This is a genomic window from Novosphingobium sp. (genome assembly GCF_020852455.1).
In the GTDB taxonomy this organism is placed as follows: Bacteria; Pseudomonadota; Alphaproteobacteria; order Sphingomonadales; family Sphingomonadaceae; genus Novosphingobium.
The window spans coordinates 67,752-94,558 of sequence record NZ_JADZAT010000017.1; the positions used below are offsets into that span (position 1 = coordinate 67,752).

27 protein-coding genes are annotated in these 26,807 nt (G+C 66.1%); 12 read left to right on the plus strand and 15 right to left on the minus strand.

What is annotated here, in order from left to right; genetic code table 11:
• Window positions 1-6: 6 nt before the first annotated feature.
• The 4 genes from IT549_RS09395 to fmt all read right to left on the minus strand — a co-directional run bounded on the left by IT549_RS09395 (window position 7) and on the right by fmt (window position 6,207).
• A complete protein-coding gene (locus tag IT549_RS09395) occupies window positions 7-3,300 on the minus strand; it encodes an amidohydrolase family protein (RefSeq protein ID WP_292972419.1) in 3,294 nt (1,097 codons plus the stop codon).
• A gap of 98 nt (window positions 3,301-3,398) precedes the next feature.
• Entirely contained in the window at window positions 3,399-4,511 is a 1,113-nt protein-coding gene (locus tag IT549_RS09400) for a zinc-binding dehydrogenase (RefSeq protein WP_292972422.1), read from the minus strand.
• 44 nt (window positions 4,512-4,555) lie between these two features.
• Window positions 4,556-5,302 carry a tRNA pseudouridine(38-40) synthase TruA gene (gene truA / locus IT549_RS09405; protein ID WP_292972425.1) on the minus strand — a complete coding sequence of 249 codons (747 nt, stop codon included), beginning with the start codon at window positions 5,300-5,302 and terminating at the stop codon, window positions 4,556-4,558.
• Window positions 5,299-6,207: a methionyl-tRNA formyltransferase gene (gene fmt / locus IT549_RS09410; protein WP_292972428.1), complete on the minus strand. Its 909-nt coding sequence runs from the start codon at window positions 6,205-6,207 to the stop codon at window positions 5,299-5,301. The genes truA and fmt overlap by 4 nt, the downstream gene beginning before the upstream one ends.
• 43 nt (window positions 6,208-6,250) lie before the next feature.
• On the opposite strand from fmt, the gene recR reads away from it, so the two are divergent.
• From recR to rmuC, 3 genes are read left to right on the plus strand one after another with little or no spacing between them, the layout of a single operon-like run.
• Window positions 6,251-6,847 (plus strand): recombination mediator RecR, encoded by a 597-nt coding sequence (gene recR / locus IT549_RS09415; protein ID WP_292972431.1) that lies wholly within the window; start codon window positions 6,251-6,253, stop codon window positions 6,845-6,847.
• 32 nt (window positions 6,848-6,879) lie between these two features.
• A complete protein-coding gene (locus IT549_RS09420) occupies window positions 6,880-7,446 on the plus strand; it encodes a peptide deformylase (protein WP_292972434.1) in 567 nt (188 codons plus the stop codon).
• A 41-nt stretch (window positions 7,447-7,487) separates the two neighbouring features.
• The gene (gene rmuC / locus IT549_RS09425) at window positions 7,488-8,837 is read left to right on the plus strand and encodes a DNA recombination protein RmuC (RefSeq protein WP_292972437.1); all 1,350 of its coding nucleotides are present in this window, start codon (window positions 7,488-7,490) and stop codon (window positions 8,835-8,837) included.
• On the opposite strand, the gene IT549_RS09430 is transcribed toward rmuC, so the two are convergent.
• The 5 genes from IT549_RS09430 to rapZ all read right to left on the minus strand — a co-directional run bounded on the left by IT549_RS09430 (window position 8,834) and on the right by rapZ (window position 11,783).
• Window positions 8,834-9,226, minus strand: coding sequence for an META domain-containing protein (locus IT549_RS09430; protein ID WP_292972440.1), 393 nt, complete (start codon window positions 9,224-9,226; stop codon window positions 8,834-8,836). The genes rmuC and IT549_RS09430 overlap by 4 nt on opposite strands.
• A gap of 43 nt (window positions 9,227-9,269) precedes the next feature.
• The gene (locus tag IT549_RS09435) at window positions 9,270-10,073 is read right to left on the minus strand and encodes an RNA methyltransferase (RefSeq protein WP_292972443.1); all 804 of its coding nucleotides are present in this window, start codon (window positions 10,071-10,073) and stop codon (window positions 9,270-9,272) included.
• 3 nt (window positions 10,074-10,076) lie between these two features.
• Window positions 10,077-10,355 (minus strand): HPr family phosphocarrier protein, encoded by a 279-nt coding sequence (locus IT549_RS09440; RefSeq protein WP_292972446.1) that lies wholly within the window; start codon window positions 10,353-10,355, stop codon window positions 10,077-10,079.
• Between the two features lie 23 nt (window positions 10,356-10,378).
• A complete protein-coding gene (locus IT549_RS09445) occupies window positions 10,379-10,783 on the minus strand; it encodes a PTS sugar transporter subunit IIA (RefSeq protein WP_292972448.1) in 405 nt (134 codons plus the stop codon).
• Between the two features lie 82 nt (window positions 10,784-10,865).
• A complete protein-coding gene (gene rapZ, locus IT549_RS09450) occupies window positions 10,866-11,783 on the minus strand; it encodes an RNase adapter RapZ (RefSeq protein WP_292972450.1) in 918 nt (305 codons plus the stop codon).
• Between the two features lie 329 nt (window positions 11,784-12,112).
• Here rapZ and IT549_RS09455 point away from each other — a divergent pair, with 329 nt between their 5' ends.
• Window positions 12,113-12,577 carry a tRNA (cytidine(34)-2'-O)-methyltransferase gene (locus tag IT549_RS09455; protein WP_292972452.1) on the plus strand — a complete coding sequence of 155 codons (465 nt, stop codon included), beginning with the start codon at window positions 12,113-12,115 and terminating at the stop codon, window positions 12,575-12,577.
• Here IT549_RS09455 and IT549_RS09460 read toward each other — a convergent pair.
• From IT549_RS09460 to IT549_RS09470, 3 genes are all read right to left on the minus strand, one after another.
• Window positions 12,562-12,987, minus strand: a complete 426-nt coding sequence (locus tag IT549_RS09460; RefSeq protein ID WP_292972454.1) for an HPr kinase/phosphatase C-terminal domain-containing protein — start codon at window positions 12,985-12,987, stop codon at window positions 12,562-12,564. The genes IT549_RS09455 and IT549_RS09460 overlap by 16 nt on opposite strands.
• A 193-nt stretch (window positions 12,988-13,180) precedes the next feature.
• Window positions 13,181-14,755: a stimulus-sensing domain-containing protein gene (locus IT549_RS09465; protein ID WP_292972456.1), complete on the minus strand. Its 1,575-nt coding sequence runs from the start codon at window positions 14,753-14,755 to the stop codon at window positions 13,181-13,183.
• A complete protein-coding gene (locus IT549_RS09470; RefSeq protein WP_292972458.1) occupies window positions 14,748-15,488 on the minus strand; it encodes a response regulator transcription factor in 741 nt (246 codons plus the stop codon). The genes IT549_RS09465 and IT549_RS09470 overlap by 8 nt, the downstream gene beginning before the upstream one ends.
• Window positions 15,489-15,722: 234 nt before the next feature.
• Between IT549_RS09470 and IT549_RS09475 the strand changes: the two genes are divergently transcribed.
• The 3 genes from IT549_RS09475 to IT549_RS09485 all read left to right on the plus strand — a co-directional run bounded on the left by IT549_RS09475 (window position 15,723) and on the right by IT549_RS09485 (window position 18,227).
• A complete protein-coding gene (locus tag IT549_RS09475; RefSeq protein ID WP_292972460.1) occupies window positions 15,723-17,324 on the plus strand; it encodes a phosphoenolpyruvate carboxykinase in 1,602 nt (533 codons plus the stop codon).
• A 47-nt stretch (window positions 17,325-17,371) separates the two neighbouring features.
• Window positions 17,372-17,812 carry a hypothetical protein gene (locus IT549_RS09480; RefSeq protein ID WP_292972462.1) on the plus strand — a complete coding sequence of 147 codons (441 nt, stop codon included), beginning with the start codon at window positions 17,372-17,374 and terminating at the stop codon, window positions 17,810-17,812.
• A 64-nt stretch (window positions 17,813-17,876) separates the two neighbouring features.
• Entirely contained in the window at window positions 17,877-18,227 is a 351-nt protein-coding gene (locus IT549_RS09485; RefSeq protein WP_365776679.1) for a hypothetical protein, read from the plus strand.
• 76 nt (window positions 18,228-18,303) lie between these two features.
• Here the strand turns inward: IT549_RS09485 and IT549_RS09490 are convergent, their stop codons facing one another.
• Window positions 18,304-19,989 carry a DUF885 domain-containing protein gene (locus IT549_RS09490; RefSeq protein ID WP_292972500.1) on the minus strand — a complete coding sequence of 562 codons (1,686 nt, stop codon included), beginning with the start codon at window positions 19,987-19,989 and terminating at the stop codon, window positions 18,304-18,306.
• A gap of 277 nt (window positions 19,990-20,266) precedes the next feature.
• Here IT549_RS09490 and IT549_RS09495 point away from each other — a divergent pair, with 277 nt between their 5' ends.
• The gene (locus IT549_RS09495) at window positions 20,267-20,932 is read left to right on the plus strand and encodes a DUF937 domain-containing protein (RefSeq protein WP_292972465.1); all 666 of its coding nucleotides are present in this window, start codon (window positions 20,267-20,269) and stop codon (window positions 20,930-20,932) included.
• A complete protein-coding gene (locus IT549_RS09500) occupies window positions 20,932-21,135 on the plus strand; it encodes a hypothetical protein (protein ID WP_292972467.1) in 204 nt (67 codons plus the stop codon). The genes IT549_RS09495 and IT549_RS09500 overlap by 1 nt, the downstream gene beginning before the upstream one ends.
• A 22-nt stretch (window positions 21,136-21,157) precedes the next feature.
• Here IT549_RS09500 and IT549_RS09505 read toward each other — a convergent pair whose 3' ends face one another.
• Window positions 21,158-21,814 carry an alpha/beta hydrolase gene (locus IT549_RS09505; protein ID WP_292972469.1) on the minus strand — a complete coding sequence of 219 codons (657 nt, stop codon included), beginning with the start codon at window positions 21,812-21,814 and terminating at the stop codon, window positions 21,158-21,160.
• A gap of 132 nt (window positions 21,815-21,946) precedes the next feature.
• On the opposite strand from IT549_RS09505, the gene IT549_RS09510 reads away from it, so the two are divergent.
• Window positions 21,947-23,038, plus strand: a complete 1,092-nt coding sequence (locus IT549_RS09510) for a cysteine desulfurase family protein (protein WP_292972471.1) — start codon at window positions 21,947-21,949, stop codon at window positions 23,036-23,038.
• Window positions 23,038-23,370: a 2Fe-2S iron-sulfur cluster-binding protein gene (locus IT549_RS09515; protein WP_292972473.1), complete on the plus strand. Its 333-nt coding sequence runs from the start codon at window positions 23,038-23,040 to the stop codon at window positions 23,368-23,370. Before IT549_RS09510 ends, IT549_RS09515 begins: the two co-directional genes overlap by 1 nt.
• On the opposite strand, the gene IT549_RS09520 is transcribed toward IT549_RS09515, so the two are convergent.
• Window positions 23,371-24,378, minus strand: a complete 1,008-nt coding sequence (locus IT549_RS09520; RefSeq protein WP_292972475.1) for a DUF4349 domain-containing protein — start codon at window positions 24,376-24,378, stop codon at window positions 23,371-23,373.
• A gap of 144 nt (window positions 24,379-24,522) precedes the next feature.
• On the opposite strand from IT549_RS09520, the gene parC reads away from it, so the two are divergent.
• Window positions 24,523-26,805, plus strand: coding sequence for a DNA topoisomerase IV subunit A (gene parC, locus IT549_RS09525; protein WP_292972477.1), 2,283 nt, complete (start codon window positions 24,523-24,525; stop codon window positions 26,803-26,805).
• Window positions 26,806-26,807 lie beyond the last annotated feature (2 nt).

Consider the following 26,807-nt stretch of genomic DNA (forward strand, 5'->3'; position numbering starts at 1 on the left):
CTCCGTTCAGCCATCGTCCTGATCGGCATGGGCGGTGATGCCGCCGCCGGTCGGTCCGGTATAGCCTGATGTTCCGTCCTTGCCCTCCCACCAATAGGCGGGGCGCTTGCGGGTGCCGGTCAGTTCCTCGTTGAGCGTCGCGGCGTCATAGAGCCGGCCGTTGATCATCACCTTCGAGATCTTGTCCGAATTGCGGATGTCCTTGGTCGGATCGGCATCTAGTACCACCAGGTCGGCCAGCTTGCCCGGTTCGAGCGAGCCAATATCGGCATCATAGCCCAGCGAACGCGCGGATTCGATCGTACCCGCCCGCAGCGCTTCGACCGGGCTCATCCCGCCGCGCACGAACGACCACAGTTCCCAATGGGCGGCGATACCGGGTTCCTGCCCGTGCGCACCGATCGCGACCGGCACCCCGCGCCGGGCCAGCTTGGCGGCTTCGCGCGCGCTTTCGCCGTCACGATAGTCTTCCTCGGGCGCGATTTCGCGGCGGGCGCTGCCGGCGGTCAGCGCGGCGGCGGGTTCGTGCTTCTGCAACAGCGGGTGCTTCCACACTTCGGTATGCGAACGCCAATAGGGATCGCCGGCCGGCCCGCCATAGGTCACCACCAGGGTCGGGGTGTAGCCGGTCTTCGATTGGCTGAAGAACTGCAGCACATCTTCATAGAACACGCCCAGCGGCAGATTGTGTTCGACCGTGGTGTTGCCATCGGCGATCAGCGTCATGTCAAAGCCATAGAGCGATCCGCCCTCGGCCACCGAACGCATGCCCTCGGCCAACGCGGCCCGGGTCACCTGCTGGCGCTGTTCGCGGCGCGGCTGGTTGTAGTTCTTGATCGAATGCGCGCCCTGCGCCTTGAGCCTGCGCACATGCGCCAGCGCATCGTCATAGCTGTCGATCTGGGCATAGACGTCGGGCGCCTTGGCGCCATAGACGATCTCGGCAGTCGAAAAGCTGCGCGGACCGATCAGCTTGCCGGCGCGGACCATTTCCAGCGCGGGGAACACGGTGGTTGCGCTGGATGACGGATCATGCCGGGTGGTGACGCCCAGCGCCAGGTTGACCATTTCGGCCCAGTTGGCCTGCGGGGTCAGTTCATCGACGCCATAGGGGCCGTGGGCATGGGCATCGACCAGCCCGGGGATGATCGTCTTGCCGGCGGCGTCCAGCGTCGGCACACCGGCCGGCAGCGCTACTTCGCCGCGCTTGCCCACGGCCTTGATCCGGTTGCCCTCGATCAGGATCACGCCGTCATCGATCGCGCCGCCATCGGTGCCCTTCATCGTCACGATCCGCGCACCGACGATCGCTATGCTGCCAGCAGGCTTATCGGCGGTTACGCGCATCGACAGCGAGACGCCGGTCTTGGGCGGTTCGAATTTGGCCGGCTTGCCATCCTTTGCCAGCGGTGCATCGGCAAACATCGCCGCCCTGTTCGCGCTGAACAGCGTCGGGCCAAGCGACCAGTGCAGCTGCTGGCCATTGCCGCTCCAGTGGATCCATTCCGCGCCGTCGCCGCTGGCCTTGGTCACTGGCAGAGCGCCGCCCCGCGGGGAAACCGAGACTTCCTGCGTGCCGGGCAACAAGGGCATCACGAATGCCTGATAGTTCTGGCGAAAAGCTAGATATTGCCCATCGGGCGAAACGCGAAAATCGGTTACCAGTTCGCCCTTGGCATGAACCCGGCGTGCTTCGCCGTTCAGATCCATGCTGACCAGCTGGGTTTCCTTGCCATTGCCCTCGACCACGAACAGGCGGTCGTTCGATCCGGCGAATTGTGGAACCGCGCCGCTATCGGCCACCTGAACCGCCGCACCGCCGGCGGCCGGCACGCGGTAAATCCCGGTATCGCCGCCGCCACGCGGACTGGTCAGCCCGCCGCCGCCCAGGCGTTCGAACACGATGGTCTTGCCATCGGGCGAAAAGCGCGGGCGGGCATAGTGACCGGGCGCCGCAGTGACCGTGCTGGCCTTGCCGCCAGCGGGTGCGATCGTGCGGATCTCGCCCAGCCCGGCGTCGGTCCAGCGCACAAAGGCAATCCGCTTGCCGTCTGCCGACCACGATGGATAGGCTTCCATCGCGGCATCGTCAGCGGTCAGACGGCGCGGTTCGCCGCCGGCCATCGACTTGACCCACAGCTTGCCTAATGTTTCGAACACCACCTGACGGCCATCGGGCGAAACCGCCGCGCCGCGCGGCATCCTGGTTTCAAAGCTGTCCGGCGCCACAGCAATCGCCGGACGCGGTGGATCGATCACCGCGCGGCTGTCGCTGACGCGGAACGGGATCACCTGGCTCTTGCCCGATGTCACATCCACGCGGTTGAGCTTGCCGCCAGCCCAGACCACCACGCTGGCCGAATCCGGCGACCAGGCCATGTTCGGATAGACCCCGGTCACCGCCCAGGTTTCCTGTACGTCCTGATCCAGCATATCGAAGACCTTGCGATCCTCGCCGCTCGCCAAATCGCGCACGTAGAGCTTCGAGCGGGTCCGCTCGCGCCGGACATAGGCAATCTTCTTGCCATCGGGTGACGGGGTGGGGCGCACCGCGCCGCCTTCGCCGCCGATCACCCGTTCGGTCTTGCCGGTCTCAAGATCATAGCGATCGATCGCAAAGATCTGGCCGTTCGAATCCTGTGCGTACTGGAAAATCGGTCCGGGAGTGGTGTTGCGGGTGAAATAGACATGCTTGCCATCGGGGGCAAAGATCGGTTCGCCCAGTTCCTTCTGGTGCTGCTCGCTGGGCTTCTTGACCAGCTGGACCCCGTCGCCGCCTGAAACGTGGTAGAGCCAGACCTCACCGGTGCCCAGCGAGCGCTGGGTGGTGAAGTGCTTCTTGGCAACGATGAAGCGGCCGTCCGGGCTCCAGCTTGGCTGGTTGAGCAGGCGGAAGTCTTCCTTGGTCAGCTGCCGCTTGTCGCTGCCATCGCGGTTCATGATCCAGATGTTGTCGCCGCCGCCGCGATCAGAGGTGAAGGCGATCCGCCTGCCATCGGGCGAGAAGCGCGGCTGCGTTTCATAGGGCAGCCCTTCCGCGATCCGGGCCGGGGTGCCGCCGGTGATCGGCATGGTGTAGATATCGCCCAGCAGGTCAAACACGATCGTCTGCCCATCGGGGCTGACATCGAGATTCATCCAGGTGCCTTCATCGACATTGATCGGGACCTGGCGCTGGGTCATTCCCGGAGGATTGGCGACATCCCACTTTGCGGCATCTTCGGCCTGCGCCGTGGCGGGCAGGGCGGCCAGGCTCAGTGCCAGAGCCAGGCGTGAGGCGGTGCGTGCAGGTGACTTCATCGCAAAATTCTCCCCCAAGGATCGTGGCGCGACCATCGAGGGAGAAGCCGCGCTGTCAATCAATCGTTCGGTGAACGACTTTACGGCTGGACGAAGCGTTAGTCGTGTGGCGTCACCAGGTACTTCTCGCCGGTGCGGCGGGCGTTGTACATGCTGACCGCGTCCTTGGTTAGCATGTCCTCAAGGTTGCCCTTCCTGGCATAGTGGCTGGCAAAGGTGGTGGTCAGGTCCTTCATCACCCGCGCGCGCATCCGCCCGACCACTTCCATCCCGGCCTTCATCATGAACGGGGTCAGCAGCCAGCCGGAGAGATCCCAGGTCAGGCCGAAGGCGCGGTTGAGGATCGTCGGGCCAAGATCGAGTGCACCATAGATGCAGACCTTTTTGGGTTCGGACGAGCCATAGCGGCTGAAGGCCGCGCCGCGGCTGGCGGCGGCTTCCATCGCGGTCAGCATCTGGCTTGCCACCGTGCCACCGCCAATCGGATCGAACCCGATCATCGCCTTGGTTTCAGCGATCGCGTCGATCAGCCTGGGCATGTAATCGGCGTCGGTCATGTTGAGCACATGGGTAGCGCCAAGATCCTTGAGCAGCTGTACCTGGGCTTCACTGCGGACCACGTTGACCAGCGGGATACCGTCCTCAAGGCAGATCTTGACCAGCATCTGGCCCAGGTTCGATGCAGCCGCCGCGTGGACGATGCCGCTGTAGCCTTCCATCTTCATGGTTTCGACAAAACCCAGTGCGGTCATGGGGTTGACGAACGAACTTGCGGCCTGTTCGGCAGTCACGCTGTCATCCACCGCAAAGCCCATGTTGGCATCGCCATAGGCATAGCTGGCATAGGCCGTGCCGGGTACACAGGCATAGCGCTTGCCCAGCAGCGCTTGCGCCGCCGGGGCCTCACCCGCGGCAACCACGATCCCGGCGCACTCGTTGCCGGCGGGCATGGCCATGCCGTGACGCGCCTTGAACGCGCGGGTCGCGGCTTCGGGCATCTGTGCCACCACCTTGCCTGGCGAATACTGCGCATTGTCGGTATCGGCGCTGGCGAACAGCAGGCCCAGGTCTGACGGGTTGATCGGGGTTGCTTCGACCTTGACCAGCACCTGCGTGCCCGTGGGCGCTTCCCAGGTCTTGTCGTTGAGCTGAACGGTCAGCGTGCCGTCCGCATCGAGCTGGGTGGTGAGCTGCTTGCCGGTGAAGGTCATTGGTCGTCTCCCGAATCTATCGTTTCGGAATGCAACCTAGTCACTCATTCGCCGGGGTAAAGCGCTCGAACGAAATAGAGCCCTTCGCTGGGGGCATTGAGGCCGAGCGCCTGCCGGTCACGCGCGGCCAGGGCCTCACCCACCTGCTCCTCGCGCCAGCGGCCCATGCCGACCAGTGCCAGGCAGCCGACCATCGAACGGACCTGATGGTGCAGGAACGAGCGCGCCGCGGCCCGGATCCGCACCTCATCGCCCAGCCGCTCAACGCTGAGCAGGTCGAGCGTCTTTTCCGGGCTCTGCGCCTGGCAATGGACCGAGCGGAAGGTGGTGAAATCGTGCCGCCCGACCAAAGCCTGCGCTGCGCGGTGCATGGCCTCTGCATCAAGCGGCTGCGGCACTTGCCACAGGTGATTGGCATCCAGCGTCAGCGGTGCACGGCGGTTGGCGATCCGGTAGAGATATTCGCGGCCGATGCAGCTGAACCGGGCGTGCCAGTCATCCGGCACGACAACGCAGTCCAGCACCGCGATCGGATCGGGGCGGAGGTGGTGGTTGAGCGCTTCCATCAGCCGGAACGCATCGATGTCCTTCGCAACATCGACATGCACCCGCATGCCAAGCGCATGGACCCCGGCATCGGTGCGCCCGGCGGCATGCAGCGTCACCGTCTCGCCGGTGGTGGCATGGACGGCTTCCTCGACCGCCTGCTGGACGCTGGGTCCATGGGCCTGGCGTTGCAGGCCGAAGAACGGGGTACCGTCGAATTCAAGGGTGAGGGCGAAGCGGGTCAAGCCAGCACGGCTCCTGCCGCCATCGCCCAGCCGCGCAGCATGTCGCGGGCCGCCATCGCCGGACGCCCGGCGCGCTGGACCAGCGTGGGGCGCAGCGCGCCGCTACCGCAGGCGATGGTCAGGTTGTCGTCCAGCACCTCGCCCGGCACCCCTTCGTCCTCGGCCAATTCCGCCGCCAGAACCTTGCAGCGCTCACTGTCGTATTCGAACCATGCGCCGGGTGCCGGGGCGAAGGCGCGGACCTGACGTTCGATCTCTGCGGCACTCAGGCCCCAATCGATCCGCGTCTCGACCTTGTCGATCTTGTGGGCATAGGTGACGCCGTCGTCCGGCTGGACCACCGCCGCGTAGTTAGGCAGGTCGGCCAGTACCTCGACCATCAGATTGCCGCCCAGTTCGGCCAGTTCCTCGGTCAGTTCGCCGGTGGTCTTGCTATCCACCGGTGTCCTCACCGTTGCCAGCATCGGCCCGGTATCGAGCCCGGCCTCCATCTGCATGATGGTGACGCCGGTCTGTTCGTCCCCGGCCAGGATTGCGCGATGGATCGGCGCCGCGCCGCGCCAGCGAGGCAGCAGCGAAGCGTGGATGTTGAGGCAGCCATGCTTGGGCGCATCGAGCACCGCTTGCGGCAGGATCAGGCCATAGGCAGCGACTATCGCGACGTCGGCCTGCAGCGCGGCGAAGGCGGCCTGTTCGTCCGTGCCCTTCAGGCTTGTCGGATGGCGCACCGCGATCCCCAGTTCCTGCGCCGCCTTGTGGACCGGAGTGGGGGTCAGCTCCTTGCCGCGCCGGCCGCCGGGGCGGGGCGGTTGGGTATAGGCGCAGACCACATCATGCCCCGCCGCGACCAGCGCCTTGAGCGCCGGGACAGCGAAATCCGGGGTTCCCATGAAAATCACGCGCATGGTGGCTTTGCCTTTCCTGAAACCGCGCCCTATCTGTCGCGTCATGGCATCGCAAGAGATCGAAGCACTCGCCACCGCGCTCAGCCGCCTGCCCGGCCTTGGCCCGCGTTCGGCACGGCGTGCGGTGCTGTGGCTGATCAAGCGGCGCGAGACTTCGCTGGTCGCGCTGCTCGATGCGCTGGGCGCGGTGCGCGAAAGCCTGGTCGAATGCGCCACCTGCGGCAATGTCGATACCGCAAACCCTTGCGGGATCTGCGCCGATCCGCGCCGCGATGCCCGCGCGCTGTGCGTGGTGGAGGACGTGGCCGATCTCTGGGCGCTTGACCGGGCCAAGCTGTTTGCCGGCAAGTATCACGTCCTGGGCGGGCGGCTTTCCGCGCTGGAAGGCGTGCGGCCCGAAGACCTGACGATCGGCCGCCTGATCGAACGCGTTTCGCAAGGCGGGATCGACGAAGTGGTACTGGCGATGAACGCCACCCTCGAAGGCCAGACCACTGCGCACTACATAGCCGAACGGCTGGAAAACTATCCGGTACGGATCACCCAGCTGGCCCACGGCCTGCCCGTGGGGGGAGAGTTGGACTACCTCGACGAAGGGACTTTGGCGCAGGCTTTGCGCGCCCGGCGGCCGGTGGGTTGAGAATCGCCGACATCGCGACTATCTGCCCCTCCATGGCTATCCTCGAAATCCTTGAAGTTCCCGATCCCGTGCTCAAGCAGGTCTCGGCCCCCGTCACCGAGTTCAACGCTGAACTGCGCACGCTGGTCGAGGATATGTTCGAGACCATGTACGATGCGCCCGGCATAGGCCTGGCTGCGATCCAGGTTGGCGTGCCATTGCGGGTGCTGGTGATCGACCTCCAGCCCGAGGACGAGGACGCCGAGCCCGAGCCGTGCAACCATGACGGCCATCACCACCACCACCAGCCGACCAAGAAGGAACCCCGGGTGTTCATCAACCCGGTGCTCTCCGATCCTTCGGACGAACACACCGTCTATCAGGAAGGCTGCCTCTCGGTGCCGGAGATCTACGCCGACGTGGAGCGCCCTTCGCGGATCCGCGCGCAGTGGCAGGATCTTGACGGCAAGCACTTTGATGAGGTGATCGAAGGCCTGCTGGCAACCTGCCTGCAGCACGAGATGGACCACCTCCAAGGGATCCTGTTTATCGACCACCTCAGCCGGCTCAAGCGCGGCATGGCGCTCAAGAAGCTGGAAAAGCTGCGCAAGGCAGCTTGATAGGGCTGGTGTTCCTGCTCCGTTCCGGTTAGCGTGTCCGAATGGACGGACAGATTCTCGCGATTGTATTGCTCTTGCTGGGCTTGGCGCTGGGCGCCTTGGGCGGCTGGTTTGCGGGCTCGCGTCCTGCAGAGGAACTGCGGGCACGGCTGAGCGATGCCGAGACGGAGGCGAAGGAGCTTGATGCGCGCTTTCGCCAGGCGGTGAAGGATCTGGGCGAAGCCTCGATCCGGGTGGCCACGCTGGAAGCGAACGAAAGCCATTTCGAAGAACAGAAGGCTGCGCTGATCGCTGCGCAGGAGAGTTTGAAGAAGGAGTTCGAGAACGCCGGGGCGAAAGTGCTGGCACAGGCGCAGGAGCAGTTCCTGGCCCAGGCGCAGCAGCGCTTTTCGCATTCCGAGGAGAAAAGCGAGGCGCGGATCAAGGCGCTGCTCGATCCGGTGGGCCAGCGGCTCGCCAGCTATGAAGCGCAGGTCAGCAAGCTGGAGAAGGAACGCGTCGATGCCTTTGGCCAGCTGGGCGGGTTGATCCAGTCGCTGCGCGAAGGGCAGGAACAGGTCCGGGCCGAAGCGGCGCGACTGGGAAATTCGCTGACCAATGCGCCCAAGGCGCGCGGCCGCTGGGGTGAACGGGCGCTGCAGAACGTGCTCGAGCAGTGCGGCCTTAGCGAGCATACAGACTTCAATCTCGAACATTCGCTTGAAACCGAAGAGGGGCGATTGCGGCCCGACGCCGTGGTCCACGTTCCGGGCCAGAAAAAGCTGGTGATCGACGCCAAGGTCTCGCTCAACGCCTATCAGGCGGCGTTTGAAAGCAGCGACGATGCCGAACGCAAGCGCCATCTCGATCTGCATGCGCGATCAATGCGCAACCATGTGCAGACGCTTGGGGCGAAGAGTTATCAAAGCCAGTTCGATGAAGCGCCCGACTATGTGGTGATGTTCGTTCCGGGCGAGCACTTCGTTGCCGCTGCGCTGGAACACGATCCCGAACTGTGGGATTTCGCGTTTCACAACAAGGTTCTGCTCGCAACACCGACCAATCTGGTGGCGATTGCCCGGACCGTGGCAATGGTCTGGAAGCAGGATCAGCTGGCACGTGAAGCGGTCGAGATCGGCAAGTCCGGTGCCGAATTGTACGACCGGTTGGCGGTTGCTGCTGATCACCTCAAGGGGATGGGCGCCGGGCTTGATCGGGCAGTGCGCAAGTACAATGATTTCGTCGGCAGTTTTGAACGCAATGTGCTGACTTCGGGACGGCGGCTGCGCGACAAGGGGATCGAGATCGGCAAGCGTGAGATCGAAGACGTCCCCCTGGTCGAATCCCTGCCGCGCCATGCCGAGGGCGGGGCGCTGGCGATCGAGAGTTCGGACGAAACGGCCGAGGGCTAGTCCCGCTTTTTCACCAGCAGGGCGCTGTGCTGGTCGGACTTGATCCCCAGCCGGTCACCCTCGATGAAGAAGGTCGGCGAGGCTTCGAGCAGTTCGACCACCGCGCGTTCCTGTTCCATCAGTCCGTCGCAGTACATCATGGTCGAAAAGATCCCGCTGGTCACCAGCCGGCCCGGTTCGAACTTGAGGTCGCCGCCCATGCCGTTGCAGCCGACGTTTGCGCCGATCCGCGTTTCGCTGAGTGTCAGCGAAGTCTTCGAGGACACCGGCGGCTTGCCGTCGATGGCAACGAAGGTCCAACTGCTGCTGCCCGGTTCGGCCGCGATCGGCGTGGTGGCTGAACAGGCGGCCAGGAGGACCAGCAGGGGTAAGGAAAGACGGTTGATCATGACGAACTGATGGCAATTCGCATCTGATCGCAGGCTGAACGAATCAGTCGAGCGCGGCGAGCACTTCGTATGCCAGCACGGCGCCCGCCACAGCGGCGTTGAGGCTGTCGGCGCGGCCTTTCATCGGCATGGTGACGCGCAGGTCACAGGCCCGTTCGTAGTCCTCGGGCAGGCCGCGGCTTTCGTTGCCGACCAGCACGAAGCACGGCGCTTGATACGGAGCGCCGCGGTAGTCCACCGCATCGCGCAATGATGCGGCGACCAGTTGTCCTGCGCCCAAGCGCAGCCAGGGCAGGAATTCTTCCCAGCGCGCCTGGGCAATCGCCTGGGTGAAGACTGCGCCCATGCTGGCGCGGACGGCTTCGACGCTGAACGGATCGGCGCAGTCGTCGATCAGGATCAGCCCGCCAGCACCCACCGCGTCGCCGGTGCGCAGCATGGTGCCCAGATTGCCCGGATCGCGCAGCGCCTGGGCGACCAGCCAGATCTTCGCGCCGGACCGATCGAGTGCGGCCAGGCAGGTATCGAATTCGGCGAAGACCCCGCAGACCGCCTGCGGGTTGTCCTTGCCGGTGACCTTGGCGAGCAGGTCGGGCGCCATTTCGATCACTTCGCCGCCGGCCCGCGCAACCTCGGCCTCCAGCGCATCGAGCAGCGGATGGCTCTCGCGCCCGCTGGCCATCACCAGCAGTTCGGGCAGGCGGCCGCATTCGCGGGCATCGGTCAGCAGGCGCAGCCCTTCGGCCAGGAACTTTCCGGCGGCCTTGCGGTGCTTCTTTTCGCGCAGGCTGCGCAGGAACTTGACGGTGGGGTTGGAAAACCCGGTGATCAGGCGGCGCTCAGCCACGGCTCAATCCTCGCCGAACCCGTCCTTGACGAGGCCCACCAGCTTGAGCAGCGCCAGATCCGCGCCTTCGCCCGAGACCACGATATCAACGCTGTCACCCTTGGCCGCGCCCAGCATCATCAGCCCAAGGATCGAAGCGCCGGCGGCTTCGTTGCCGTCCTTCAGCACCTTGACCTGCACGGCATCGCCCAGCTTGGTGACGGCGTTGACGAACTTGGCGCTGGCACGCGCGTGGAGTCCGCGGTTGTTGACGATCTCTACGCTGGCGCTCTGCTCGGTCATGCTGCTCCCTGGTCCCCTGATGGTTATGCGTCCTGGCCAAGGAACTCCGAGGCGACGGTGATATAGTTGCGGCCCGCATCGCGCGCGGCGGTCACGGCCTTTTCCAGATCCATGCAGCCGCGGGCCTTGGCAAGGCGGATCAGCATCGGCAGGTTGATCCCGGCGATCACTTCGACCTTGCCCTTCTTCATCAGCGAGATCGCCAGGTTCGAAGGGGTGCCGCCGAACAGGTCGGTCAGGATGATCGCGCCCGCGCCGCTATCGACCGCAGCCACCGCCGCGCCGATTTCGGCCCGGCGGGCTTCCATATCGTCGTTGGGGCCGATGCAGACGGTGGCGACGTTGTCCTGCCGGCCGACGACATGCGTCATCGCGCTGACGAATTCCTCGGCCAGCTTGCCGTGCGTTACCAGGATCATGCCGATCATGAGGGGGGTGCGCTCCGAATCCCTGTTGCCGCGATTCGCGCGGGACAATGGCGGAGCGCCATGACGCCATGCGTCCTCACGGTCAATGCTTTCCTTCGACCATGTCCGCCGCCCGCGCGGACAGGTTGCGGTGGAGCACGCTGGGGGCATAGCCCGCCGCGCGCAGCGCTTCGGCCAGCTGCTCGGCCGTGAAGACCGAACGGTGCCGCCCGCCGGTGCAGCCGAAGGCCACATTGACGTAGGCCTTGCCCTGCGCCTTGTAGCGCGGCAGCAGCAGCAGCACGAGATCGCGGATCCGGGCAAAGGCCTCGTCCCAGGCGGGATCCTGGCGGATATGCGCGGCCACCGCCGGGTCCTTGCCGGTTTGCTCGCGCAGTTCAGGGTCCCAGTGCGGGTTGTCGAGGAACCGCATGTCGAACACCAGATCGGCGATCGGCGGCATGCCGCGGGCAAAGCCAAAGCTGGTGACGCTGACCGTGGTATCGGCCGGCGCCTCGCTGCCAAACCGCTCACGGATCGCCTGCTGCAGGTCGTTGCTGGTGAAGTCGGTGGTCGAAATCACCATGTCGGCCCAGCGCCGCAGCGGTTCCATCAGCTCGCGCTCGGCGGCGATCCCGCTGGCCACCGGCAGGTCCTGGGCCAGGGCATGGCGGCGGCGGGTCTCGTTATAGCGGCGTTCCAGCTCGCGCCCGGCGCAGTCGAGGAACAGGGTGGTCACTTCCAAGTCGGCACGCTGGTTGAGCAGTTTGACCCGCTGGATCACCTTGTTCGGATCGAATTCGCGGGTGCGGCTGTCAAACCCGATCGCCAGCGGGGTGCGCATGTCGCTGGCCGGGGCATCGGCCTTGTCGATCAGCCGGTCGAGCAGGCGGATCGGGAAATTGTCGATCACTTCCCAGCCCAGGTCTTCCAGCACATTGAGCGCGGTGGATTTGCCCGCGCCAAGCAGGCCGGTGACCAGCAGCAGGCGTTGGCGAGGAGGGGCGGCAGATTCGGTCATCGCTTCACCGGCATAGATGGGGTGAGATGGCCGGAATGTGAAGCGCCGGGGCCGGGGTGTCCACCGCCGGGACGGATGCGGCTGGCCGGGTTAGTTGATGAAACACATCCTGCGGGCTTGTTGAAAGAGCCATACAGGCGGTCCCCGGATGCGCCAAGGCCGCGCACTGGGCGCGGCCTTGCAGGGGCGGGAAGGGGGCAGGCGCGGATCATCGCGCGCGGGCTTTTCGGGTCATCCCGGCACGATGACAGATCGCGCAAGTGTAGGAAAGCGGGCCGAAGCGACCCCGCCCACTTGCCAGCGGCCATGGCCCGCGCCAAGCAGGCCCGATGCGGATTGCCCTGTTCGAACCCGAAATCGCCGGAAACGTCGGCGCCGTGCTGCGGCTGGGGGCCTGCCTGGGGGTGGGCGTGGACCTGATCGAGCCGCTGGGCTTCACCTGGGATGACAAGCGGGTGCGCCGCGCGGCGATGGACTATATCGACCATGTCGAGGTGACCCGCCACGCCAGCTTCGCCGCCTTTCAGGCCGGCCTGGGCCAGCGCCGGCTGGTGCTGTTCACCACCAAGGCCAGCCACTCGGCCTATGACTTTGCCTTCCGCGCCGACGACGTTCTGCTGTTCGGCAAGGAAAGCGCCGGGGTGCCGGGCGAAGTGGCCGCCGCCTGCAGCGAGCAGATCCGCCTGCCGATCCGGGCCGAGGTCCGCTCGATGAACCTCGCCATGGCAGCCGGACTGGCGCTGGGTGAGGCGCTGCGGCAGACCGGGAGTTTGCCGGGTCAGCCCAGTCCGTAGCGCTGCAGCGCCAGTTCGGCCTTCAGCACCGCTTCGCTGCCGCCCGGCCAGATCCGGATCAGCGGCAGCGTTACGCCGGCCAGTTCGGTCTGTTCGGCGGCGTCGATGAAGCGTTCGGCGTCGGGATCGAGCCGCAGCACGAGGCCGACCGGGACTTCGCCCGAAACCGGGAATTCGATCAGCCCCAGGTTGCGGACTTCAAGCAGGCCGGTGATCCGGGGCGGGGGGCTGGCGTAGAGGCGGCTGCTGCGTGCCGCCAGAGCCACGCCATCATCGCCGACCAGCACGGCCCCGCGATCGATCAGCGCCAGCGCCAGCGTGCTCTTGCCGCTGCCCGGCGCGCCTTCGATCAGCAGCGCCCGCCCGCCGATCGCAACGCAGCTGGCCTGATGGAGCAACGCAGCGGTCATCCGATCCCCGTCATTCCAAATTCGTCACCCTGAACGTGTTTCAGGGTCCATTTCCCGGCTTGGCCCGGCGCATCGGGCACCGGAGCGACTATTCGGTTCGGCCCGGCAAAGGGCAGAGCGGGCGGCACGATGGACCCTGAAACAGGTTCAGGGTGACGGGGGTCGGAGAGAGCTTGAGTCAGCAAGTCCGGCCTCACTCTTCCTCTTCCCCGTCATCGGGCAGCGGCAGTTCCAGCACCAGGCAGGCGCCGGGCTTGCCATCGGGGCGGTCTTCGGCGGTCAGCGTGCCGTCGTGCGCTTCGGCAATGGTCCGGGCAATCGCCAGGCCCAGCCCCGAATGGCTGCCGAACTGTTCGCCTTCGGGTCGCAGCGAGTGGAAGCGGTCGAAGATCTTTTCGCGTTCTTCCACCGGGATACCGGGCCCTTCGTCGCTGACCGACAGCGCGATCCGATCGCCGCTGCGTTCGATCGCCACGGTCACCGCGCCGCCCGGCGGTGAGAACGTGCAGGCGTTGTCGAGCAGGTTGACCAGCACCCGCTCCAGCCGCGCCGCATCGCCACGTACGCTCCACGGGCCGGCATCGTGCGGTTCCACCCTGACCTTGCAGCCCAGGTTGTCGCCGCGTTCGCTGCGGGCGGCGACCAGCGTCTGGGCCAGCGTCATCAGATCCAGTTCGTCAAACTGGGTGCGGCTCAGCTCGGCGTCAATCCGGCTGGCTTCGGCGATCTCGGTCACCAGCCGGTCGATCCGCTTGACGTCATGCGCGGCGATCGCGGTCAATTCCTTGCGCAGGTCGTCGTCCTTGACCTTTTCCAGGCTTTCCAGCGCGCTGCGCAGGCTGGCCAGCGGGTTCTTGATTTCATGCGCGACATCGGCAGCGAAGTGCTCGACCGCGTCGATCCGCTGGCGCAGCGCGCCGCTCATGTCGGACAGCGCGCGGGCCAGCAGGCCGATTTCGTCGCGGCGTTCGGGCAGGCGCGGAACCTCAACCGCGCGGTCGCGGCCCAGTCGCACCCGCACCGCCGCGCGGACCAGCGCGCGCAGCGGCTGGACGATCGTGCGGGCCAGGAACAGGCTGAGCTGGATCGAGATCAGGAAGGTCACCGCCAGCACGATCGCCAGCGTCTGGCGTGCATCGCGCACCGCCTGGGTAATGTCGGGTGCGTTGCGGGTCAGCAGCAGCACTTCGCCGGTATTGCCCACCCGGGTGGCGGCGTTGATCACCGGGGTTTCATCGGGCGCAGCGCGCTGGACGATGATCGTCTCGTCGCTTTGTACCGACCGCGCCAGCTCGGGCCAGGCCTGCGAGTTGTCGATCGCCGGATCGCGGTAGGGCGGGATCGCCGCGCTGCCCAGGATCCAGTTCATCGTGTGATCCAGCGTGCGCGCGGCCTTGATCAGCCGGGGATCGGCATTGGGATCGGCCAGGATGAACGAGGGCCCGGTCACCTTGAAGCTGTCGATCAGCAGCTTGCCGGTGGGATCGTAAAGCCGCAGCCGCAGGTTCTGGTCCAGCCCGATCCGCCCGGCGAGCGGCGCGCGCTGGCGCGGCGCGGCGGCGGCCATCGCCTCGGCGGCGATCTCGGCTTCGGCCCGGGCCAGCTGGAACCGTTCGGCCAGCAGGCCCTTGCGATAGCTGTCGATGTAGAACAGGCTGCCCGCCATCAGCCCCAGCGCGATCACGTTGACCGCCAGGATCCGGACCGTCAGCGAGGTCCGCCGGGTCCATTGGCGGCGCGCGCTGCCGGTGGCGTGCGGATCAGCCATCGGTGAAGGAATAGCCGGCGCCGTAAAGCGTCTCGATCCCGGCGAACTGCGGATCGACCGCGCGGAACTTGCGGCGCAGGCGCTTGATGTGGCTGTCGATGGTGCGATCGTCGACGAAGACGTCGTCCGAATAGGCCGCGTCCATCAGCTGGTTGCGGTTCTTGATCACCCCGGGGCGCTGGGCCAGCGCTTCCAGGATCAGGAATTCGGTGACGGTCAGCGAAACCGGCTCGCCGGCCCAGCTCACCACATGGCGCGCCGGGTCCATGCTCAGCCGCCCGCGTTGCAGCACTTCGCCGGCGGGCATGCTGTCCTGCGCCTCGGCCTCGCCCTTCACCAGTTCGCTGCGGCGCAGGATCGCCCTGATCCGCGCGACCAGCAGGCGCTGGCTGAACGGCTTGGTGATATAGTCGTCAGCGCCCATCGCCAGGCCCAGCGCCTCGTCCGGTTCCTCGTCCTTGCTGGTCAGGAAGATCACCGGCAGCACGCTTTTGGCGCGCAGTTTCTGGAGCAGTTCGAGCCCGTCCATCCGCGGCATCTTGATATCGCAGACCGCCAGATCCGGCGGATTTTCGAGCAGCGCCTTCAGTGCGGTTGCGCCGTCCGAATAGACCCGCGTTGCAAAGCCTTCGGCCTGCAGCCCGATCGAAACCGTGGTCAGGATGTTGCGATCATCGTCAACCAGCGCGATCACTTGCTGCGCGGGCGGAGCGGGGGTGGCGGGATCGATCATGGCGCGACTTGCGGCTTTTTCCGGGCTGCCTGGCGGGAATATGGGGTTAGCCGGTTACGCGCAGCGGTGCAATCGTGCCAGAACAGGCGTTTAATGGTATGATAATACGCCGGATTTATCCGCAATCGGGCCGATTTGACGGAATCGGCTGCAACCTCTATGCGCGCCGGGCGATTCCTCCGCATTCGTATGCGGAACAAACTCAACGGCCCCCGCGCTGATACGGAGAAAACCTTGACCGCTTCGCTTTCCTACCCGCTCGACAAGCAGGGTTTCGCCACCAATGCGACGATTTTTGCCAACCTCGGCACCGCGCCGCTGGTGGAGCATGCGCTGCAGCGCGGTGAAGGGCAGCTGACCAAGCACGGCGCGCTGCTGGTCGATACCGGCAAGTTCACCGGGCGCAGCGTCAAGGACAAGTTCGTGGTGCGCGATGCCATCACCGAAGACCAGATCAACTGGGGCGCGATCAACCAGCCGATGACCGGTGAGCACTGGGCCAACCTCAAGGCCGATTTCCTGGCCGCGCTGAAGGACAAGGACGAGCTGTTCGTGGCCGACCTGTTCGGCGGCAGCCAGCCGGAATACCGCGTCAACGTGCGCGTGGTCACGCAGATGGCCTGGCACAGCCTGTTCGTGCGTACCCTGCTGGTGCGCCCCTCGGCCGAAGAGCTGGCCGGCTTCGTGCCCGAATACACCATCATCAACCTGCCCAGCTTCAAGGCGAACCCGGAACGCCACGGCTGCCGCAGCGATACGGTGATCGCGGTCAACTTCACCGAAAAGCTGATCCTGATCGGCAACACCGAATATTCGGGCGAAATGAAGAAGGGCGTGTTCGGCCTGCTCAACTTCCTGCTGCCCGCGCAGGGCGTGATGCCGATGCACTGCAGCGCCAATATCGGCGCCGATGGCAAGAGTGCGATCTTCTTCGGCCTGTCGGGCACCGGCAAGACCACGCTGTCGGCCGATGCCAGCCGCACGCTGATCGGCGATGACGAGCATGGCTGGTCGGACCAGGCGGTGTTCAACTTCGAAGGCGGCTGCTACGCCAAGATGATCAACCTTTCGGCCGAGGGTGAGCCCGAAATCTACGCGACGACGCAGATGTTCGGCACGATCCTGGAAAACGTGGCGATGGACGAAGCGACGCGTGAACTGGACTTCACCGACGCCAGCAAGACCGAGAACACCCGCGGCGCCTATCCGATCGAGTTCATCCCCAACACCAGCGAGAAGAACCTCGGCCCGCCGCCCTCGAACATCATCCTGCTGACCGCCGATGCCTTTGGCGTGCTGCCGCCGATCGCGCGGCTGACCCCGGACCAGGCGATGTACCACTTCCTGTCGGGCTATACCGCCAAGGTCGCCGGTACCGAAATCGGCGTGACCCATCCCGAAGCGACCTTCAGCACCTGCTTCGGCGCGGCCTTCATGCCGCGTCACCCCAGCGTCTATGGCAACCTGCTCAAGAAGCGGATCGCCGATGGCGGGGCGCAGTGCTGGCTGGTCAACACCGGCTGGAGCGGCGGCAAGGCCACCGATGAGGGGATCAGCCGCATGCCGATCAAGGCCACCCGCGCGCTGCTCAACGCCGCGCTGGATGGCAGCCTGAACAATGCCGAATTCGTCCGCGATCCCAACTTCGGCTTCGAAGTGCCGGTGGCGGTGCCGGGCGTGGACAGCAAGCTGCTCGATCCGCGCAGCGCCTGGGCCGATCCGCAGGCCTACGATGCGACCGCGCAGGAACTGGTCGGCAAGTTCGTCGCCAACTTCGCCCAGTTCGTCGACTACGTCGATCAGGGCGTGCTCGAATCGGCCCCCAAGGCCGCCTGACCTGACCCGGAAACCCCGGGTCGCCATTGACCCGGGAGTTTCCGATCATGACCGACCATCCGATCCGCTTGTTTGCTTCTGAAGAGGCCATTCGCCACGTCGGCGAAGGGCTGCTGGCCCGCACCCTGCCCAAGGCTGAATGGACCCACGAGGCGCATCTGGCCGCCTGTGCCTGGCTGGTGCTGGAACGTCCGCAGATCGCGCTGGAGCGCGAACTGCCCGGGATCATTTCGAGCTATAATATCGCGGCCGGCGGTGAGAACACCGATACGGCCGGCTATCATGAAACGCTGACCCAGCTCTACATCATCGGCGTGCGGCGCTTCCTTGATGGCTGCGCCGAGGCCGGGCTGCTGTCCAAGGTCAACGCCCTGCTGGCCAGCGACATGGCCCCGCGCGACTGGCCGTTCAGGTTCTACTCACGCGCAGTGCTGTTTTCGCTCGCCGCGCGGCGGGGCTGGGTTGAACCGGACCTTGCGGCGATTTGACTTGGTGGAGGGCAGGGCAGGGTCCATGTTCTCTGCTTCGCAGTTAGGAGTCGCTACTATGGGAATGCTTGACGGAATCATGAGCCAGCTGGGCGGAGCCGATATCGGCGGTCTGGCGGAAAAGTTCGGCCTGCCGCCGGAAATGGCTGAAAAGGCCGTGGCCGCGCTGGGGCAGAGCCATGCCGAACCGGGTGACACGATCGAAGGGGCGGCGGCCAAGACCGGGCTCGACGCTTCGACGCTGAGCCAGATGGCCCAGCAGCTGGGCGGCGAAGGCGGCCTGGGCAAGCTGTCGGAAATGCTCCAGGGCAATTCGGCGCTGTCGGGGCTGACCGGCATGCTTGACCGTGACGGTGACGGCAATCCGCTCGACGATATTGCCGGGATGGCATCGGGCCTGTTCGGCAAGAAGTAAGCCCGCAAGGGCAAGACAAAACGGGGCTCCGGGCCGGATGGCGCGGAGCCCCGTTGCTTTAGCGGGTGGCCTTGGCTCAGCGGGCCTTGGTCTCGGCGATATAGCGCGAGACGTTGTCGCCCAGCACATCCAGCGGCACGTTGCCGCCGCCCACCACCGCATCGTCAAAATCGCGCAGGTCGTACTTCGCGCCCAGTTCGGCCCTGGCCCGCGCCCGCTGGGCCAGGATTTCGCTGTGACCCATCTTGTAGCCGCAGGCCTGGCCCGGCCATGAGCAATAGCGATCGACCTCTGGTGTGACCTCGGACAGTCCCGAACCGTTGGTCTCGGCAAACCACTTGATCGCCTGCTCGCGGGTCCAGCGCTTGGCGTGGAGGCCGGTATCGACCACCAGCCGGCAGGCGCGGAACGCGATCGACTGGAGATAGCCGAGCCGCCCGACCGGATCGCCTTCATAGGCACCCAGTTCATCGCCCAGCGTCTCGGCATAAAGCGCCCAGCCTTCGCTATAGGCGTTGAAGGCCAGCAAGGTGCGGATCATCGGCAGGGCATTGGCATATTCGCCCTGCCAGACGTGGCCGGGAATGCCTTCGTGGAAGCCCAGCGTGGCCAGCGAATAGCGGCTGTGGCGGTTCACATCGCCCAGGTTCAGCCAGATCTTGCCGGGGATCTTGCCATCCTTCGATCCCGCGCCGCCATAGGCACCGGGCGCGCCGTCTTCCTCGGCAATCGGCAGCCGGCGGATTTCAAGGTTGCCCGGCATCTGGGTGCGGAACGCCTGGGGCAGCTTGGTGCGGATGAAGTCGATCTTGCCCTGCATGGTGGCGATCACTTCGGCGCGGCCCTTGTCATCGTTGCTGAACAGGAAACGCGGATCGTTGCCCAGCGCGGTCATCCGTTCGCCCACCGTGCCCTGGGTGAAGCCCAGACTGCGCAGGATCGGGTCCATCTGACCTTGCAGGTCCTTCAGTGCTTCCAGCCCGATCTGGTGGATTTCCTCGGGCGTGCGGCGGGTGGTGGTGCTGGCGCGCAGGCCCCAGGCATACCATTCATCGCCGTGCGGACGCGCCCACAGCCCGGCGTCCATGGTCGCCACCTGGCGCTGGGTCTTCAGTTCGCGCAGCTGGCGTGCCAGCGCGGCGGCGACCGGCCCGGTGGCCAGCACCTTGGCGCGGGCGCCCCAGTTGCCGGGGATCGCCTTGGTCCGGCCGACCAGCGATGACACCAGCCCGCCGCCCGCGCTCGCATCCTTGAGCGTCAGTTCAAGCTGCCGGATCGCCTTGTCGAGCAGGAAGGCCGGCGGCACCAGACCCTTGCCCCGCGCCGCACGGATCCGCGCGGTTTCCCCATCGAGCAGCGCGGGGAACCTGGCCAGCCGCGCCAGATAGGCCTCGGCATCGGCGCGGTTCCGAACCGGATGCTCGCTGTCAAGGAAGCGCGGAATGTCGAGATAGCCGCCGACATTCTGGATCACCACATAGGGCGTGTTGCGCCAGCCCCCCACCGCGATGTCGCCATAGGGCAGGGCAAAGCCATCCAGCGCGGTCGAAAAGGCGCTCTTGACCACTGCCAGGCTGGTGCGGGTGGCGGGATCGAGCTTGTCCACCGGGAACCGGCCCAGCTGCCCCAGCGTCGTGCGCAGCAGCGCGGCCACGCGGTCCTGCCCGGCCTGCGAACGATCGCCCAGCTTGTAACGCAGCGCCGCCCGCGCGCCGGTATCAACCCCCAGCGAAGTCGCGCTTTCGGGGGAAAGACCCAGCATCTGCCAGGCAACCTCATCAAGAAACAGCTCGGCACTTTTCAGGCGTTTGGCCGCAGCCAGCGCGGGCTGGGCGTCAAGCGCGAAGGTGGTGGCAGCGCCGCCCAGCAGGGCCAGCGCCTGGCGGCGGGTGGGAGAGGTCAGATCGAACATGGGCCAAGTGATGCGGTGTGGCGCGCGGCAAGTCAAACGCCCAAATTATTGGTCTGTTCGCCGCGTTGGCATGGGGCTAGACCCGTGCGGTTCGCGGCCAGTCCCGGCCGCTGGAGGGTCAAAGTCGATGTCAGCCGATCTGATGGGCATGCTGCAACAAAGCGGCGGAATTTCCGCCATCGCCGAACAACTGGGCATCTCGCCCGAACAGGCCCAGGCCGGCGCCGGGGCGCTGCTGCCGGCGGTGGTCGGCGGGTTCAACAAGAAGGCCAAGGCCCAGGTTGAGGGCGAAGCCGGGCTGGGCGGGCTGATGGATATCCTGGGCTCGCTGGGCGGCGGCGGCCTGGCCGGCAATGTGCTGGGCCCGGAACCGACCGACGTCAGCAAGGGCAATGACGTGCTGGGGCAGATTTTCGGATCGAAGGACGTCAGCCGCACGGTGGCGGGTCACGCCGCCAGCCAGACCGGGATCGATCCGTCGATCCTCAAGAAGATGCTGCCGATCCTGGCCATGCTGGTGGGTGGTTACCTCTCGCATCAGGGCGGCGGTCAGCAGGGCGGTGCCGGCGGCATGCTCGGTTCGGTACTCGGTTCGGTCCTGGGCGGCGGTCAGCAAGGCGGTGCCGGCGGAATACTGGGCTCGGTGCTGGGTTCGGTGCTGGGCGGCGGCGGCCAGCAGGCTGCTCCGGCTGGCGGCGGCGGGCTGGGCGGCCTGGGCTCGCTGCTCGACATGGACGGCGACGGCAACCCGCTTGACGATATCCTGGGCATGGCCGGCAAGCTGGCGCGCTGATGACGCTCGACACCGTCCTGTCGATCATGGTGCTGGGCTGCCTGGCCATGGTGCTGGGCGCCTTTGCGCTGTGGCGCAGGCGCGGCGCCACGCGCCAGGTCTGGCTGATGCTGGTCCTGGCGCTGGTGCTGGCGGGCAATGTCGCGATCTGGCTGGTGCCGGATGGCGGCGGTCAGGCCCCGGTCAAGCAGGAGCTGAAGTAGGTCCTCCCCCAAGGGGGAGGATTTACCTGATCGGGCAGTCCGGTGAGAGCCGCATGTCGAGGTAATTATCGACCGAGCGCATCAGATCGCCCATTTCACTTTCGAAGAAATGGTTGGCCCGGGGGATTTCCTCGTGGTGGATCGTGATGTGCTTCTGCGTGCGCAGCTTGTCGACCAGCTTCTGCACCGAATTGGGCGTCACCACCGTATCGCTGGCGCCCTGGATCAGGATGCCAGAGGCCGGGCACGGGGCCAGGAAGCTGAAATCGTACATGTTGGCCGGCGGAGCGACCGAGATGAAGCCGCGAATTTCCGGACGGCGCATCAGCAGCTGCATGCCGATCAGCGCGCCAAAGCTGAAGCCCGCGACCCAGGTGGTGCTGGCTTCGGGGTGGATCGACTGGACCCAGTCGAGCGCGGCGGCGGCATCGGACAGTTCGCCGATCCCGTTGTCAAAGCTGCCCTGGCTGCGGCCAACCCCGCGGAAATTGAAGCGCAGCGTGGCAAAGCCGCGGTTCGCAAAGGTCTTGTAGAGCGACTGGGTGATCCGCTCGTTCATCGTGCCCCCGGCCTGCGGGTGCGGATGAAGGATCATCGCCACCGGCGCGCGCGGACGCGAAGCGGGCTGGAACCGGCCTTCGAGGCGGCCTTCGGGGCCGGGAAAGATCACTGCGGGCATTGTCTTGGCACCTGGCTCTGCGCCCGTTGCGCGGCGCCGCGAGATTTTCGCGGATGCCGGGCCGCTTAGGGCTAGGATCGGGAGAGAGGCGCTATATAGAAACGCTGGTCCGAAAAGCAACTTTTGTGAACAATGCCCGCCGATTCCATCTATCTTGACCATCAGGCCACCACACCGCTCGCTCCCGAAGCGCGCGATGCGATGCTGCCGTGGCTGTCCGGGCCGGAAAGTCTGGGCTTTGCCAACCCGCATTCGATGCACCGCGCGGGCCGCGCGGCGGCCGCCGCGGTAGAGGTAGCGCGCGAACAGGTTGCCGCGCTGCTGCCCAAGGGCGGGCGGGTGATCTTTACCAGCGGCGCGACCGAAGCGCTCAACCAGGCGATTCGCTCGGTCCCGCGCGGACCAATCGCCTATTCGGCGATCGAACATTCGGCGGTGGTCAATCCGGCGATCGCAACCGGCGCGCCGGTGCAGGTGCTGCCGGTCAGCGCGGAAGGACTGGTCGATCCCGAGGTCGCGTTCGCCGAAGGGACCGGGCTGGTCGCGGTGATGCAGGTCAACAACGAGATCGGCACGATCCAGCCGGTCGATCGGCTGGCGGAACGCGCGCATGCGGTGGGCGCGCTGTTCCTGTGCGATGCGGTGCAGGGCGCGGGCAAGCTGGCCCCGCCGGAAGGGGCCGACCTGATCGCGGTGACCGCGCACAAGCTCTATGGTCCCAAGGGGATCGGCGCGCTGTGGGTGCGCGACGGGGTGAAGATCGGCGAACTGATCCACGGCGGCGGCCAGGAAGGCGGGCTGCGTTCGGGCACGCTCAGCCCCGCGCTCTGTGCCGGGTTCGGCGCGGCGGCCAGGCTGGCGCAGGAACGGATGGGGCTCGATTTCCAGCACCTTGCGGGGCTGGCGGCGCTGGCCCGTTCGGTCCTGCAGCGCTGGACCGTCAACGGCAGCGAACAGTCGCGCTGGCCGGGCAATCTCAACCTGCGGCTCGATGGACTCAATTTTCCGCGCCTGCTCAGCGATTGCCGCAATCTGGCGTTCTCGGCCGGATCGGCCTGCGGCAGCGGCACCGGCGCGCCGAGCCGGGTGCTGAGCGCGATCGGGCTGGAGGCCAGGCAGGCGCGCAATTCGATCCGGCTGGGCTTCGGGCGTTATACCACGGCCGAGGAAGTCGAAACGGCCTGCCGTGCGATTGAGGCGGCAGCAGAGGCACAGGGGGTCTGATGGTCAAGGTTGCATTCGTCACCGCCGAAGGGCAGCGCGTCGAGGCCGAGGGCCGCGCGGGTGACCGGCTGCTCGAGGTGGCGCAGGCCGCCGGCATGCCGCTGGAGGGCACCTGTGAAGGGCAGATGGCCTGCTCGACCTGCCACGTCATCGTCCTGCGCGAATGGTTTGACCGGCTGGACCCCGCCAGCGAGGACGAGGAAGACATGCTCGATCTGGCCGCCGGGGTCCGCCCGACCAGCCGGCTGGCCTGCCAGATCGTGCTGGGCGAGGCGCTGGACGGACTGGAAGTGCGGATCCCCGGCGAAAGCCGCGACATGCAGCGGCGCTGATCAGCCCTCGGCCACGGCCACCGGCGCAGGACGATAGCGCAGCCACAGCTTGCGACCGCCCCAGACGACCAGGCCGACCGGGACCAGAACTGTCGCCAGCACGATCGCCATGGCCAGCATGGTGCCCAGGATCGAACCAAGCGAGCCAAGCGTGCTGCGCACCGGCGCGGCGAACCCGCCCTCGCTGGGGACTGTGGCGGAATAGGCGATCGTCAGCCGGCTGAATTCGACCCGGCCCTGCATCTCTGTCAGCCAGCTGCGGGCTTCGTCGATCTCCTCGTTGACCTGGGCAACGCCGCGCTCGGCCTCGACCAGTTCGGCAACCGTGCCGCGCCGGGTGGCCAGCACTTCCATCAGCCGGTCGCGCAGCAGCGTGCGGGCGCGCAGTCGGGCCTGGGTATCGACGATCTGCTTCGACAGGTCTTCGCCGCTGATCGAAGCGCCCACTTCCTTGCCGCCCGCCGCTTCGACGCTGCGCGCCAGTTCGCTGCCAAAACCGCGCGCCCGATCGGATGCGACCGCCAGCACCAAGGTGCCGCGCGCATAGTCGCCTTCATCGCCGCCCTGTTCGAGCGCCAGAATCCGGCAGACCCGCGGCCCCTGCCGTTCGCACAGATCGGCATGGCGGCGCTGGACCCCGGAAATCTCGTCGGTGCCGAGGCGGTAGGCATAGTTGTAGGTGTAGGCGATCCTGGGCAGTCCGCTCACGAGGGAACCCGGTTCGATCCCCTTGGGGATGTCGCTCTTGGGAATATCGAGCGCCGCCGCGGCTTCCTCTGCTGCAGCAGTGGCATCGGCTGCCGCTGCCTGCGCGGCCACGGCCGGGGGGGCAGAGACGGGGTTCATTGCCTCGGCAAAGCCGAACTTGTTCTGCGGCGCGGCAACGTCCATCGTGGCCGCGCGCATCATCTGCGGGGCTTCTGCCGGGCGAAAGCTGCTCGAAAAGGCCAGCGCGATTGCCGAAACCGCACCCAGCGCCACCAATCCTCCAATCAATTTGGCTCTCATCGCATCCCTCCTGTAGTTATGTAATGAGATACTATTACATTAGTTGAGATTGTGATGCAAGCAGGCCGGTGCCACCAATTCCCTATGGAAAAGGGCCAAGTCCCGCTTGGGCCGGGAATCCGCTCCTGCTAGGGGCCTTGGCCAATGACTGCCGACACCCCCTCCGATTCAGATCCGATCGAACCCGTCTCCTTCGACAAGGCGCTGTCCGAGCGCTACCTGGTCTATGCGCTTTCGACGATCACCGCGCGCTCGCTGCCCGATCTGCGCGACGGGCTGAAGCCGGTGCACCGCCGCCTGCTGTGGGCGATGCGGCAGCTCAAGCTCAACCCCAACGATGCCTTCAAGAAGTCGGCCCGCGTGGTTGGCGACGTGATCGGCAAGTACCACCCGCACGGCGATGCCTCGGTCTATGACGCGATGGTCCGGCTCGCCCAGGATTTCAGCCTGCGCTATCCGCTGGTCGAGGGGCAGGGCAACTTCGGCAACATCGACGGCGATAACGCTGCCGCCTATCGCTATACCGAAGCGCGGCTGACCAAGACCGCGATCCAGCTGATGGCCGGGCTGGATGAAGGCACGGTCAATTTCATCCCGACCTACAACGGCGAGGAGGAAGAGCCCGAGATCTTCCCCGGGCTGTTCCCCAATCTGCTCGCCAACGGATCGAGCGGGATCGCGGTGGGCATGGCCACCAACATCCCCAGCCACAACGTGGCCGAGATCATCGACACCACGCTGCTGCTGATCGACAACCCCAGCGCCGAACACGAAGAGCTGATGCAGCACTTCAAGGGGCCGGATTTCGCCACCGGCGGGCTGGTGGTGGAAAGCGCTGCGGCGATTTCGAAGGCCTACGAAACCGGCAAGGGCGCGCTGCGCGTGCGCGGGCGCTTCTCGACCGGGCGCAATCCCGATGGCAGCTGGGAAGAGACCGGGATCGAGCGGCTGGGCGGCGGCCAGTGGCAGCTGGTGATCTCCGAAATCCCCTATCAGCTGGCCAAGGGCAAGCTGATCGAGCAGGTCGCCCAGCTGATTGCGGACAAGAAGCTGCCGATCCTGGAAGACGTGCGCGACGAAAGCGACGAGCAGATCCGCATCGTCTTCGTCCCCAAAAGCCGCAACGTCGATCCCGAACTGCTCAAGGAATCGCTGTTCAAGCTGACCGACCTTGAAAGCCGCTTCGGGCTCAACCTCAACGTGCTGGATGATACCCGTACCCCCGGCGTGCTTTCGCTGCGGCTGCTGCTGCTCGAATGGATCAAGAGCCAGATCGACATCCTGATCCGTCGCAGCCAGCACCGGCTGGACAAGATCGCCGCGCGGCTCGAACTGCTTGACGGCTATATCATCGCCTACCTCAACCTTGACCGGATCATCGAGATCATCCGCACCGAGGATGAGCCCAAGCCGGTGATGATGGCCGAATTCATGCTGACCGATCGCCAGGCCGAAGCGATCCTCAACATGCGGCTGCGCAGCTTGCGCAAGCTTGAGGAAATGGAACTGCGGCGCGAACACAGCGAACTGCTGGCCGAACAGGAAGAGCTGCAGAAGCTGCTCGACAGCCCGGCCCGCCAGCGCACCCGGCTGAAGCGCGACCTGGCGACGCTGCGCAAGGACTATGCCGAGGATACCGCGCTGGGCCGCCGCCGCACCACCATTGCCGAAGCCGCGCCGACGGTCGAATTCAGCATGGACGCGATGATCGAAAAGGCGCCGGTCACGGTGATCCTTTCGGCCAAGGGCTGGATCCGCGGCGCTTCGGGGCACGAAGCGCTCGACAAGGAATTCAAGTTCAAGGAAGGCGATGGCCCGGCCTATGCGCTGCACGCGCAGACCACCGACAAGCTGCTGGTCGCCTGCGACAACGGCCGGTTCTATACCTTGGGCTGCGACAAGCTGCCCTCGGCACGCGGCTTTGGCGAGCCGATCCGGACCATGCTTGATATCGATGCCGGCGCGGAAATCGTCGCGCTGCTGGTCTATCGGCCCAAGGCGCAGCTGCTGCTGGCCAGCAACATGGGCCGCGGCTTTGCCGCCGAGGCGGATGAATTGCTGGCCGAAACCCGCAAGGGCCGGGGGGTGATGACCACCAAGCCGGGGGTCAAGCTGGCGGTGGTGCGCGAAGTCCCCGCCGAGCACGATCACGTCGCCGTGGTGGGCGACAACCGCAAGCTGGTGATCTTCAGCCTTGAGGAGCTGCCGGTGCTGGCCAAGGGGCAGGGCGTCACGCTCCAGCGTTACCGCGACGGCGGACTGGCCGATGCGACCACGCTCAAGCTGGAAGACGGGCTCAGCTGGAAGATGGGCGGCGACAGCGGCCGGACCCGCACCGAAAGCGACATGCGGTTGTGGAAGGTCGCCCGCGGCGCAGCGGGACGCCTGCCGCCGACCGGCTTCCCGCGGGATAACAAGTTCGGCTAGGC